Origin of the sequence: Rhodococcus sp. WAY2 (genome assembly GCF_009859915.1) — a bacterium.
GTDB classification, from domain to species: domain Bacteria; phylum Actinomycetota; class Actinomycetes; order Mycobacteriales; family Mycobacteriaceae; genus Rhodococcus_F; species Rhodococcus_F oxybenzonivorans.
Genome location: NZ_CP046572.1, coordinates 6240174 through 6252269, shown reverse-complemented (window position 1 = coordinate 6252269; position 12096 = coordinate 6240174). Strand labels below are relative to the sequence as shown.

Below are 12096 nucleotides of genomic sequence, written 5' to 3'. Positions count from 1 at the left end.
CACGGAGACACCGACCGACCCGTTTCCGCCTCCGGCGGGATCACTCGTCGAAGCTACTCGGGCGTGAACCGGCTCTCGAGCCCACATCCGTGGCGGCCAGTACGACGATCCGCTCGGTTCGCTGCCCAGGGAGAATCATCTCCCGCTCCTCCAGCATCCGCGCGCGGCCGGCGAGTGCTGGGCCGAACGGAACGTGTTCCGAGGCCACGACCTCGACCCGCAGACCCCGCTCCTCGAGCATGGTTCGCGACTTCTCCACACCGTTCAGGACAGACTGGACGAGGAGAAGAGTGCCGCCCGGAGCGAGGAGATCCGGGACCGCGACGCAGAGGCGGTCGAGGACGGCGCGCCCGTCGATTCCCGCATCCCAGGCCAGCCCGAGAACGCGCCCGCGACCGCGGACAGAGTCGTCCGACGCCGGCGAGTACGGCGGATTCGCCACCACCACATCGAAGCGCAGCGTCCGCACCGGGTCGACGAGATCGCCCCGCACCACCCGCACGGTCCGGCGGTTCAGCTTGGAATTGAGCCAAGTGCTGATCACGGCGCGGCGAGACACGTCGACGGCGGTGACCCATCCCGCGCCACCTTCACAGGCGGCCACACTCAATGCGCCGGTGCCACAGCATAAATCGAGCACACGCGTGCCCGGCCCGAGCTCTCGTCCGGCAAGTACCTCGGCGAGCAACCAGGTGTCCCGCTGAGGCCGATAGACCCCGGGCAGGCGAAACAACATGCCGGCTCCCTCCCACGCCGTTGATGACCAGCGTGGGAGCGACCCACAGTTACATGCAACTCGACGGGCCGCATTTCATCCGGTGTTCACGTCGGATCCCGTCCGAGCCGGCTGAAGGCGTCGCGAATCGGGTATATGACGGGGGTGCCCCGTTCCTTTTCCGCCGATTCTCCCGCGCCGGCCGACGCGATTTGGTCCCTGCTGTCACGGCCGTCACGGTGGCCAGAATGGGCTCCGCACATTCGCGGTGCCTGGGCTCTGGGATCTCCGGAGGTGCAGTGCGGGCGCTGCGGGGCAGCACGGGTGCTGTGGTTGATTCCGGTTCCGGTGGTCATCTCCGCCAAGACGCCCGGTCGGTCCTGGACCTGGCGGGTGGGTCCCATGGACCTGGAGCACTCCGTCGAACCCCTCGGTTCCGGCTCGCGCATCACGATGACGCTGTCGGCGCCCGGGCCGGTGGAGCCGGTGCTGGCCGCCACCTACGGGCCGGTCATCGCCCTTCTCGTTCGGCGGCTCGCCCGCGTCGCCGGCGCGGCACCCGCCACCTGACAGTGGTCCCGAATACGCGAGCGGCCCCGCACGAGTAACGTGCGGGGCCGCTCGGCAGGAGCCGGGAGAGACCTACTTCTCGGCTGCCTGCTCTTCGTCCTGCTCGGTGGCCGGCGCAGCGCCGTCCTCCTCGACCGGGATCAGCGAGATCTTGCCGCGGTTGTCGATGTCGGCGATCTCGACCCTCAACTTGGAGCCGACGCTCACGACGTCCTCGACCTTGGCAATGCGCTTGCCGGAGCCCAGCTTCGAGATGTGCACCAGCCCGTCGCGGCCGGGGAGGAGCGACACGAACGCACCGAAGGCGGTGGTCTTGACGACCGTGCCCAGGAAGCGCTCGCCGACCTTCGGCAGCTGCGGGTTGGCGATGGCGTTGATCATGTCGATCGCGGCCTGCGCGGACGGGCCGTCCGTCGCACCGACGAACACGGTGCCGTCATCTTCGATGGAGATGTTGGCGCCGGTCTGCTCGGTGATCGAGTTGATCATCTTGCCCTTGGGGCCGATGACCTCGCCGATCTTGTCGACGGGCACCTTGATGGCCGTCACCCGCGGAGCGAACGGGCTCATTTCGTCCGGAGTGTCGATGGCCTCGGCCATGACGTCGAGGATCGTCGCACGCGCATCCTTGGCCTGCGACAACGCGCCGGCGAGGACCTTCGACGGGATGCCGTCGAGCTTCGTGTCGAGCTGGAGGGCCGTCACGAAGTCCTTGGTGCCCGCGACCTTGAAGTCCATGTCACCGAAAGCGTCTTCGGCACCGAGGATGTCGGTGAGGGCCACGTAGCGGGTCTCCCCGTCGACCTGGTCGGACACCAGACCCATGGCGATACCGGCAACCGGAGCCTTCAGCGGCACACCGGCGTTGAGCAGCGCGAGCGTCGACGCACACACCGAACCCATCGAAGTGGAACCGTTGGAGCTGAGGGCCTCCGACACCTGGCGGATGGCGTAGGGGAACTCCTCGACGCTCGGCAGTACAGGCATGAGTGCCCGCTCGGCCAGCGCGCCGTGCCCGATCTCGCGGCGCTTCGGCGAACCGACACGACCGGTCTCTCCGGTGGAGTACGGCGGGAAGTTGTAGTGGTGCATGTACCGCTTGGTGGTCTCGGGCCCGAGGCTGTCGACCTGCTGCGCCATCTTCACCATGTCGAGGGTGGTGACGCCCAGGATCTGGGTTTCGCCACGCTCGAACAGCGCGGAACCGTGTGCCCGCGGCACGAGGGCGACCTCGGCGGAGAGCGAACGGATGTCCGTGATTCCACGACCGTCGATGCGGAACTGGTCGCGCAGGATGCGCTGACGTACCAGCTTCTTGGTCAGCGAACGGAACGCTGCGCCGAGTTCCTTCTCACGTCCCTCGAACTTGGGTGCAACCTGCTCGAGCACCTCGACCTTGACCTCGTCGGTCTTGTCGTCGCGCTCCTGCTTGCCGGCAATGGTGAGTGCGGCACTCAGCTTCTCGGCGGCGGCCTCTTCGACCGCGGCGAACACGTCGTCCTGGTACGCCGGGAAGACGGGGAACTCGCCGGTGGGCTTCGACGCCTTCGCCGCGAGCTGCTGCTGAGCGGTGCACAGCCGCGCGATGAACGGCTTGGCCGCCTCGAGGCCCTCGGCCACGATCGCCTCGGTCGGTGCCTGAGCGCCATCCGCGATCAGGGAGATCACGTTGTCGGTGGCCTCCGCCTCGACCATCATGATCGCGACATCGGCGTCGTCACCGGAACCGGAGACGATGCGGCCGGCAACGACCATGTCGAAGACTGCGTTCTCGAGCTGCTCGACCGTCGGGAATGCCACCCACTGGCCGGCCTTGTTCTCCGCCGAGGTGATGAGCGCTACACGCACACCACCGACAGGACCGGAGAACGGCAGGCCGGCGATCTGGGTGGACGCCGACGCCGCGTTGATGGCGACCACGTCGTAGAGGTCCTGCGGGTTGAGGCTCATCACCGTGACGACGACCTGGATCTCGTTACGCAGGCCGTCGACGAACGACGGGCGCAGCGGACGGTCGATCAGGCGGCAAGTGAGGATGGCGTCGGTGGAGGGACGGCCCTCACGGCGGAAGAACGAGCCGGGAATGCGACCGGCCGCGTACATCCGCTCCTCGACGTCCACCGTCAGGGGGAAGAAGTCGAAGTGCTCTTTGGGGTGCTTGCTGGCGCTGGTGGCCGACAGCAACATGGTCTCGTCGTCGAGGTAGGCGACGACGGCGCCGGCGGCCTGCTGAGCGAGGCGGCCGGTCTCGAATCGAATGGTGCGGGTGCCGAAGGACCCGTTGTCGATCACGGCGGTGGATTCGAACACGCCCTCATCGATCTCTACTGCGGAGTTCTCTGTCATCTCTTCTTTTCACTTCCCTCTCGTCTTCGCCGTACCCGCGCGGGCGTTCTCACCCTCCTGGCGAGAACTGCGCACCTGAGGGACATCCCCCTCTCGAGATCTCGGGATGTCGCTGTGCGGAGGCGGCCGTCGATCGAAGTCCCCCGGACCGTGTCCGGACGACCACTACCGAAGACCGACACCACATTCTCGGGTGCATACGGTAGTGCTGCCCTACGGCAGCGAACGCCGATAGCCAGCGAGGCCCAGTCTAAGCAAGGCCACGCCGGCTACCGGAGTGATTGGCGATCGAATGATCGCCGTGCCACGAAACTCAGCGACGCAGGCCGAGACGCTCGATCAGCGAGCGGTAACGCTCGATGTCGACCTTCTGGACATACTTGAGCAGACGACGACGGCGTCCGACCAGCAGCAACAGGCCGCGGCGGGAGTGGTGGTCGTGCTTGTGCGTCTTGAGGTGTTCGGTGAGATCGACGATGCGCTTGGTGAGCATGGCCACCTGCGCCTCCGGCGAACCGGTGTCGGTCTCGTGCAGGCCGTACTCGCCCAGAACCTGCTTTTTCTGTTCGGTGGTCAATGCCACTGTTTTCACTCCTGGTAATGACGTTCGCGTGAAAGGATCGATATTCGACGCGGCCACCGCGAACCGCAGCGCACGCCAGCGGACTACTTTACCAGCTGAAATGCGGCTCGATTACGTTGCGCCGTCCGAGGCGGACAGGATCTCGCGTGACCGCTCCGCGTCGCGCCCCATCGCGACGATCAAATCGTCGACAGAGTCGAATTTTTCCATCCCTCGCAACCGCTCGACCAGATCGACAGCGACGTGCTGGCCGTAGAGGTCGGCCTCACGATCGAGAACGAAGGCCTCCACCGTACGGGTGCGGCCCGAGAACGTGGGGTTGGTGCCGACCGACACGGCCGCCATGTAGCGCTCCCCCGAGGTGACCGTACCCAGATCGACGCCGTGCCCGAGCACGGTGAACCAGGCCGCGTAAACCCCGTCCGCGGGGATGGCCGCGTACATCGGAGGCGCGACATTGGCCGTCGGATAACCGAGCTGACGCCCGCGACCGTCCCCGTGGACGACTACCCCCTCCACCCGGTGGGGCCTGCCCAGCGCCTCCGTCGCGGCGGCCATGTCGCCTGCGTCCACGCACGAACGGATGTAGGTGGAGGAGAAGGTGACGGCGTGCTCGGCGAGCAGCGTGACGCCGTCGACCGCGAACCCGAACCGGTCGCCGATCTGACGGAGCAGGTCGACGTTGCCGGCGGCCTTCTTGCCGAAGGTGAAGTTCTCACCGACGACGACCTCGGCCACGTGCAGACGCTCCACGAGAATTTCGTGGGCATACCGCTCCGGCGTCAGCTTCATGAATTCGGCGGTGAACGGCATGACGCAGAACACGTCGATCCCGAGGTCTTCCGCGAGTTCGGCGCGGCGGGCCAGCGTCGTCAACTGGGCGGGATGACTGCCCGGGCGAACCACTTCCATGGGATGTGGGTCGAAAGTCATGAGCACGCTGGGTATTCCACGCTTGCGTGCAGCCGACACCGCCCGGCTGATCAGTTGGGCGTGACCTCGGTGCACGCCATCGAATACGCCGATCGTGAGTACACAACGACCCCAGTCGGCAGGAACCTCGTCGAGACCACGCCATCTCAGCACGACTGGCAGCCTACGGTGCGGCGCGCCGATGTTCATCTCCGGACCGGCCGGTCCCCCGGGATCGTGTAGGCGGACGTGCCGTCACCTCGCCGTTCTTCCCCCGCGAGTCCCCCTTCGAGGTGTGTCGATGTGTCTGTCCGGTAAGACTTGCCTAAGCTCGGGGCGTGGCCGGAAACAAGAATGACCAGATCGCAACCGAGGACACGGCATCGGAGACCGGCTCCTTGTCGGCTGTGGCGCAGGACTACCTCAAGGTCATCTGGACCACCGGAGAGTGGTCGCAGGAGCGAGTGTCCACCAAGTTGTTGTCCGAGAAGATCGGCGTGTCGGCGTCCACTGTGTCGGAGGCCATCAGGAAGCTGTCCGATCAGGGGCTGGTCGATCACGCCCGCTACGGTTCCATCGCACTCACCGAGGCGGGCAGGGTGGCCGCCATCGGAATGGTCCGTCGCCACCGGCTCATCGAAACGTATCTGGTGCGCGAACTGGGGTACGGATGGGACGAGGTACACGACGAAGCGGAAATACTCGAGCACGCCGTGTCCGATCTCATGATCAACCGGATGGACGCCAAGCTGGGACACCCGGAGCGGGATCCCCACGGTGACCCCATCCCCTCGGTCGACGGTTCGGTTCCGACACCCCCGGCCCGCCAGCTGAGTCACTTCGCGAACGGCGAAAGCGGCCGGATCGCGCGGATCTCCGACTCGGACCCGGCCATGCTGCGCTATTTCGATTCGGTCGGCGTGGCACTGGACGTCGAAGTGACGGTGCTCGAGCGACGCGACTATGCGGGGACGGTGTCGGTCCGGCTCGACGCCGGTCCGGACTCCGTCGAACTGGGCAACCCGGCGGCCCAGGCCATCTGGCTGGTGTGAGCTATCTCAGCGTCGCCGGACGAACCACCATCACCGAACTGGCACGCTTGCCGCGTTCCTGCAGCAGTGCGATGGTGGAGCCGCCCGGGTCTATGGCGGCGTACACACCCTTGATTCCGACCGGCTCGAGCCACCGGCCCTGACTGATCGACTCGGCCTCCGCAGCATCGACGAGTCGATGCGGGAACGCGGTCTGCGCTGCCGCGTCGATGTCGAGGCTGACCGCCGGCTCCTCGGCCAACTGTTCGAGGGTGCGGGCATGGTCCAGTGTGAAGGGCCCGACTCGCGTTCGCCGCAACCTTGTCAGGTGACCGCCCACCCCGAGCGCGGCGCCGAGATCGCGGGCGAGAGAACGAATGTAGGTGCCGGACGAACATTCCACCTCGACATCCAGATCGACGAACGTGCCCTCGTCGCGTCGCGCGACCACGTCGAAGCGGGACACCGTCACCGAGCGCGCCGCCAGTTCCACTTCCTCGCCCGCACGAATCCGGGCATGGGCGCGTTGCCCGTCGACCTTGATGGCACTGACGCTCGCAGGAACTTGCGAAATCTCGCCCGTGAGGAGCGCCACGTGTGCGGCGATCTCCTCGTCTCGCACAGCAGAGGCATCGGCCGACGCCAGAGTCTCGCCCTCGGCGTCGTCGGTGGCGGTCGACTGCCCCAACCGAATAGTCGCGGTGTACGCCTTCGTGGTCAACGCCAGAAGCCCGAGCATCTTCGTCGCACGCTCCACGCCGAGGACGAGGACGCCCGTCGCCATGGGATCCAAAGTGCCCGCATGCCCGACCTTCCGGGTACCGAGGAGTTTGCGGCACCGCGCCACGACATCGTGGCTGGTGACCCCGGCGTCTTTGTCGACGATGAGCAGACCGGCACCGACGAGACCGGACGAAGGCTTTTCACGCGCAGGCACGTGTTCCGATTCTGCCAGCCGGGCAATCGGCACTCTCACTGCACCGCAATTGTTGTGATGATGAGGCCGTCCGACACCATCCAGCGTCCGTCGAACGACGCCAGCGGCGGCCCGTCGAGGGTCTCCCCCGAGATGAGCAGATTTGAATGAAAGGTGCCCGTGCCGCCGTCCGCGGCCTTGAAGGTGATGTGTGCGTCCTCGAAACCCAGCCATCTCCCGGTGAGGGGGAACCATGCCTTGTACGTCGCCTCCTTGGCACAGAACAGCAGCCGGTCCCAGTGCACCGAGTCGTCAGTCCCCGACAGCCACTTCCGTTCCACTTCGAGGCTCACCGCGTCGAGCACACCCTCGGGCAGAGCCTCGTGCGGCTCGGCGTCGATTCCGACGGACCGCACCTGCATCGCATACCCGAGCACGGCGCCGCGGTAGCCGTCACAGTGCGTCAGACTTCCGACGACGCCGCGAGGCCACACCGGCGAGCCTTTCTCTCCCCGGAGAATCGGGGCAGGGTCCACACCCAGCTTCGCCATGGCCAGTCGCGCGCAGTGCCGGGCGCTGGTGAATTCGCGGCGACGTTTCTCCACCGCCCGCCCGATCAGCGCCTCCTCCTGCGGATGCGGACGCAAACCCGGCGGGTCTTCGAAGAGCTCGGCAGACGCCACACCGGAGGGCAGGATCCTCTCGATCACAAAGTCCCCCTCGCCCGCATCTTCTCCACTTCCGCCTCCTGCTCGGGAGTCACCTTGAAGTGACCGCCCCACTTGTTGAGCGTCCCCGGCGGATACTCCGGCACCGGCATGATCTGGCGGAGCAGTTTCTCCGGAAGGCCACGCCGCTGCCACTCCCTCGGATATCCGAGAGAGACCTCTTCGAACCGCACGCCGTCGTAGTAGGTGGTACGCGGAATGTGCAAGTGCCCGTACACCGTACAGACAGCGTTGTACCGGGTATGCCAGTCCGCCGTCATCTCGGTGCCGCACCACAACGAGAACTCCGGGTACCACAGCACCTGGGTCGGCTCACGCACGAGGGGAAAGTGGTTGATCAACACCGTCCGGGTGCCGGCGGGCAGCGCATCGAGGCGCTCCTTCGTCGTCTCCACGCGGTGACGGCACCACGCATCCCGGGTGCCGTACGGCTCGCTCGACAGCAGGAACTCGTCCGTCGCCACCACGTTCTTCTCCCGCGCGATTGCGAGGCCCTCCTCCTTGGAGGTGGCTCCGGCGGGCAGAAACGTGTAGTCGTAGAGAAGGAACATTGGAACCAGCGTGACCGGGCCGTCCTCTGCCTCCCACACCGGGAACGGATCCTCGGGAGTGATGACGTCGATCTCGCGGCACATCGTGACCAGGTAGTCGTAGCGCGCGACGCCGTGCATCTGGACCGGATCCTTGGCCGTCGTCCACAGCTCGTGATTGCCGGGCACCCAGATGACCTTGGCGAACCTGCTCCGAAGCAGCTTCAGGGCCCAGCGAATGTCGTCGGTCTTCTCGGAGACGTCACCCGCGACGATCAGCCAGTCGTCCGGAGAATCCGGGTAGATCTCCTCGGTGATCGGGCGATTTCCCCGGTGTCCGACATGGGTGTCGCTCACGGCCATCAACTTGGCTGCCACGTCCACTCCCCTTCCCGATCGCGTTTCCTTGTCGATCGCTCGTTGCACCGGTTCGCGTTTCACTCCGCGTCAGGCCTCGGGGTGCCTGGTTTGAAGGTCTGCACCGGTCACCGCCCAGCGGCCGGTGCCGACGCGCCAGACGACCGCGAGCATCCGAAGCACTATGAACACGGTCAACCCCGTCCAGATTCCCGCCAGACCCCAGTCGCGGAGCATCGACAGCCAGATCAAGGGCAGGAAGCCGACCAACGCGCAGGCCAGGGTGGCATTCCGGAGAAACACGACATCTCCCGCCCCGAGAAGCACACCGTCGAGAGCGAAGACCACTCCGGCCACGGGAATGATGGCAACGAAGAACCACCACACCACCGCCATGTCGTCCAGCACCGCAGTATCGGAGGTGAACAGGCCGGGTACGACACTGTGACCGAGCGCGAACATGAGCGCCAACGCCGACGCGAAGAGCGTGGACCACCGCGTGATACGCCACGACAGGCGGGTGGCCCCGCGGGCGTGCCCCGCGCCCAGTGCGGCACCCACCAAGGCCTGTGCGGCGATCGCGAGGGAATCCAGGGTAAGTGCGACCAGATTCCACAACTGCAGGACCACCTGATGTGCGGCGACAGCTGCGGCCCCGAACCGGGATGCGACTGCGGCTGCCGAGAGGAAACACGCCTGGAACGCCAGACTCCGGAGGATCAGGTCCCGGCCGAGGATCATCTGAGCCCGCATCACGCCCCACTGCGGACGCAGCGGCACTCGTTCGAATACCAGCGCACCGACGAAGAGACTGGCCGACACGGCCTGGCCGATCACATTCGCCACGGCCGACCCCTCGAGTCCGAGGAGCGGGGCGCCCCACAGTCCGTGTACGAGCAGCGGACACGCGATCGCCGACACGACGAGGCCCGCGATCACGAACCGTAAGGGCCGCACGGTGTTCTGCATGCCGCGCATCCAGCCATTGCCGGCCATCGCGATCAGGATCAACGGGGCGCCGAACACGGCGATGCGCAACCAACTCGCCGCCGCGTGCGCGATGTCGGAGCCGCCGGCGATCGCCGAAGTCACGGGACCGGCCAGCAGATGAACGAGCGCGACCACCGTCACGCCGATGATGAGCGCAAGCCACGTCGCCTGCACCCCCTCGCGGACGGCACCACGCTCGTCCCCGGCACCGTGCATCCGCGAAGCCCGGGCCGTGGTCCCGTAAGACAGAAATGTCAGCTGGGTGCTGACCTGCGCCAGGATCAGTCCGCCGACCGCAAGACCCGCAAGTGCCAGCGCACCGAGCCTTCCGACGACAGCGATGTCGAACAGCAGATAGATCGGTTCCGCGGCAAGCACCCCCAGCGCCGGGAGCGCAAGACCGAACACCGTGCGCGCAGCTACATCGCCCGAAACCTTCGTCCCAGCCGTTACATCGCCCGTGCTCTCCGAGACTTCCGCCAACTGACCCGAACCTCAGCCGAGCGACTCGACGAGTGACGCCACGATCTCGTCGACGGAGGTGACTGCGGTGTACCCGGCCGCGAACCGGTGTCCGCCGCCGCCGAGGTATCCGGCGACGAGCGAGACGTCCACGTCGGACTTGGAGCGCAGCGAGACCGACCAGGTGTCGTCTGCGGCCTCTTTCAGGACCGCGGCGACCTCGGCCTCCGATGTCGTGCGGACGATATCGATGACGCTTTCGATTTCTTCGGAGCGCAGACCCCGAACATCGGCCTGTCGGATGACGGCATAGACCAGACCACGGCCGCCTGCGGCGCCGGGAACGAATGTGGCTGATCCCAGCACCGTGGACAGCATCGGCAGCCAGCCGAAGGGATGGGTGTCGAGCAGTCGCCGGGCGATCCGGGCACCGTCTATACCGGTCGCGAGTAGCCGCTCGGCGAGGGTGTGGGTCCCGGGCTGGACCCAGCGGAACGAACCGGTGTCGGTCACGAGGCCGGCGTAGAGGCAGTGCGCGAGGTCGGCGTCGATCTCCACGCCCCACAAGTCGAACATCTGAGCCAGGACCGCAGTGGTCGATTCCGCCGACTCGTCCACCAGGTTCATCCGCCCGAACCGGGTGTTGGACCGATGGTGGTCGATGACGAGCGTCTCCGCCGCATCATGGAGGCGGCCCGCGAGCGTGCCGAGCCGCCCTGCACTGCCGCAGTCGACGGTGACCAGCAGATCGACGTTTCGATGCACCTGGTCCGCCGGCACCAGCAGGTGGGTGCCGGGCAGTTCGCGCATCGACTCGGGCAGTTCGTCCGGAGCAGCGAACGCCACCTGCACCGGGATACCTTTACGCTCGAGAACCAAACCGAGCGCAAGGCCGCTGCCGATGGTGTCGGCATCGGGCTGAACGTGACACAGAACCGTCACCGACGTCGCGTTCTCGAGTACGGCGACCGCCTGCGGCAGATACACCTCTTGGCGATCGAGATCAGACAGGGACGTCTCCTGAGTGTGGGTCATGTCGTCGGCGTCAGTCCGCCTGGCGGGAACCGGACGGCTCGTCGACATCCACGTCGTCCGAATCCTCGGTTCGTGGCTCCTTGTACGGGTCCGGGTCTCCGGCCGGGGACGCCGCGGCAGCGACACGGGCGACCTCGTCGTCCGCGGCACGAGCGCGGGCGAGGAGTTCTTCCATATGACGGGCAGTGTCCGGCACGGTGTCCGCGACGAACGTGAGCGTCGGCGTGAATCTCACGCCGGTGCCGGCACCGACCTTGGAGCGCAGAACACCCTTGGCCTTCTCCAGGCCTGCGGCCGCAGCAGCGAGATCAGGTTCCGACTCGAGGTCGGCGCCCATCACGGTGTAGTACACGGTCGCGTCGTGGAGGTCGGCCGTCACCTTGGTGTCGGTGATGGTCACGAACGCCAGGCGGGGGTCCTTGATTTCGTGATCGATTGCCGTCGCAACAATGGTGCCGATGCGCTTGGCGAGCTTGCGTGCCCGGGCGGGATCCACCATGACAATCAGACTCCTCTCCCTGGCCGCTCGATAAGTTTGTGGTCCTACTTTTGCTCTGTCTTTCTCATTCTGCACGCCGGGGCGTCGTGACGACCCGCCGGGCAGGGCATACCGAGTCAGTCCTCGGGCCCGAAAATTCTCCGCCGCACGGCGAGTAGTTGCAGCTCGGGCAGATCTGCAACATGCCGCTCGCAGGTGTCGAGCACTTCGTGTACGTGATCGACGGCCGAGCTCGCCATGGTGACGCCCAGCATCGACCGGCGGTACCGATCTTGTTCGCCGGTTTCCGCGGCGGACACACCGTAGCGACGCAGCTCCGCGAGAACCGGTTTGACCATTGCACGCTTCTCTTTCAGAGATCGCACGTCACCGAGCAAGATGTCGAGCTCGAGCGCACCGACGTACAACTTTCCTCCTTCGGG

13 protein-coding genes are annotated in these 12096 nt (G+C 66.3%); 2 read left to right on the top strand and 11 right to left on the bottom strand.

Features of this window, described 5'->3' with window-relative positions:
• Positions 1-40: 40 nt before the first annotated feature.
• Entirely contained in the window at positions 41-736 is a 696-nt protein-coding gene (locus GFS60_RS28160) for a HemK2/MTQ2 family protein methyltransferase (RefSeq protein ID WP_159926269.1), read from the bottom strand.
• Between the two features lie 135 nt (positions 737-871).
• Between GFS60_RS28160 and GFS60_RS28155 the strand changes: the two genes are divergently transcribed.
• Positions 872-1285 (top strand): SRPBCC family protein, encoded by a 414-nt coding sequence (locus GFS60_RS28155; RefSeq protein ID WP_236603305.1) that lies wholly within the window; start codon positions 872-874, stop codon positions 1283-1285.
• Between the two features lie 72 nt (positions 1286-1357).
• On the opposite strand, the gene GFS60_RS28150 is transcribed toward GFS60_RS28155, so the two are convergent.
• The 3 genes from GFS60_RS28150 to GFS60_RS28140 all read right to left on the bottom strand — a co-directional run bounded on the left by GFS60_RS28150 (position 1358) and on the right by GFS60_RS28140 (position 5300).
• Positions 1358-3631 carry a polyribonucleotide nucleotidyltransferase gene (locus GFS60_RS28150; RefSeq protein ID WP_109330812.1) on the bottom strand — a complete coding sequence of 758 codons (2274 nt, stop codon included), beginning with the start codon at positions 3629-3631 and terminating at the stop codon, positions 1358-1360.
• Between the two features lie 313 nt (positions 3632-3944).
• A complete protein-coding gene (gene rpsO, locus GFS60_RS28145) occupies positions 3945-4214 on the bottom strand; it encodes a 30S ribosomal protein S15 (protein WP_109330815.1) in 270 nt (89 codons plus the stop codon).
• Between the two features lie 111 nt (positions 4215-4325).
• Positions 4326-5300 (bottom strand): bifunctional riboflavin kinase/FAD synthetase, encoded by a 975-nt coding sequence (locus GFS60_RS28140; protein ID WP_201453467.1) that lies wholly within the window; start codon positions 5298-5300, stop codon positions 4326-4328.
• Positions 5301-5464: 164 nt separating this feature from the next.
• On the opposite strand from GFS60_RS28140, the gene GFS60_RS28135 reads away from it, so the two are divergent.
• Positions 5465-6178 carry a metal-dependent transcriptional regulator gene (locus GFS60_RS28135; protein ID WP_109330819.1) on the top strand — a complete coding sequence of 238 codons (714 nt, stop codon included), beginning with the start codon at positions 5465-5467 and terminating at the stop codon, positions 6176-6178.
• Position 6179: 1 nt separating this feature from the next.
• On the opposite strand, the gene truB is transcribed toward GFS60_RS28135, so the two are convergent.
• The 7 genes from truB to GFS60_RS28100 form a co-directional block, all read right to left on the bottom strand.
• Positions 6180-7094, bottom strand: a complete 915-nt coding sequence (truB, locus tag GFS60_RS28130; RefSeq protein WP_159926265.1) for a tRNA pseudouridine(55) synthase TruB — start codon at positions 7092-7094, stop codon at positions 6180-6182.
• A gap of 35 nt (positions 7095-7129) precedes the next feature.
• The gene (gene npt / locus GFS60_RS28125) at positions 7130-7783 is read right to left on the bottom strand and encodes a 4'-phosphopantetheinyl transferase Npt (protein ID WP_159926263.1); all 654 of its coding nucleotides are present in this window, start codon (positions 7781-7783) and stop codon (positions 7130-7132) included.
• Positions 7780-8709 (bottom strand): metallophosphoesterase family protein, encoded by a 930-nt coding sequence (locus tag GFS60_RS28120; protein ID WP_159926261.1) that lies wholly within the window; start codon positions 8707-8709, stop codon positions 7780-7782. Before GFS60_RS28120 ends, npt begins: the two co-directional genes overlap by 4 nt.
• Before the next feature lie 69 nt (positions 8710-8778).
• The gene (locus tag GFS60_RS28115) at positions 8779-10161 is read right to left on the bottom strand and encodes an MATE family efflux transporter (RefSeq protein WP_374432501.1); all 1383 of its coding nucleotides are present in this window, start codon (positions 10159-10161) and stop codon (positions 8779-8781) included.
• Positions 10162-10173: 12 nt separating this feature from the next.
• A complete protein-coding gene (locus tag GFS60_RS28110) occupies positions 10174-11175 on the bottom strand; it encodes a DHH family phosphoesterase (protein ID WP_159926259.1) in 1002 nt (333 codons plus the stop codon).
• A 10-nt stretch (positions 11176-11185) separates the two neighbouring features.
• Positions 11186-11674, bottom strand: coding sequence for a 30S ribosome-binding factor RbfA (rbfA, locus tag GFS60_RS28105; protein ID WP_109330825.1), 489 nt, complete (start codon positions 11672-11674; stop codon positions 11186-11188).
• Between the two features lie 116 nt (positions 11675-11790).
• The gene (locus tag GFS60_RS28100; RefSeq protein ID WP_109330827.1) at positions 11791-12081 is read right to left on the bottom strand and encodes a DUF503 domain-containing protein; all 291 of its coding nucleotides are present in this window, start codon (positions 12079-12081) and stop codon (positions 11791-11793) included.
• Between the last annotated feature and the right edge of the window lie 15 nt (positions 12082-12096).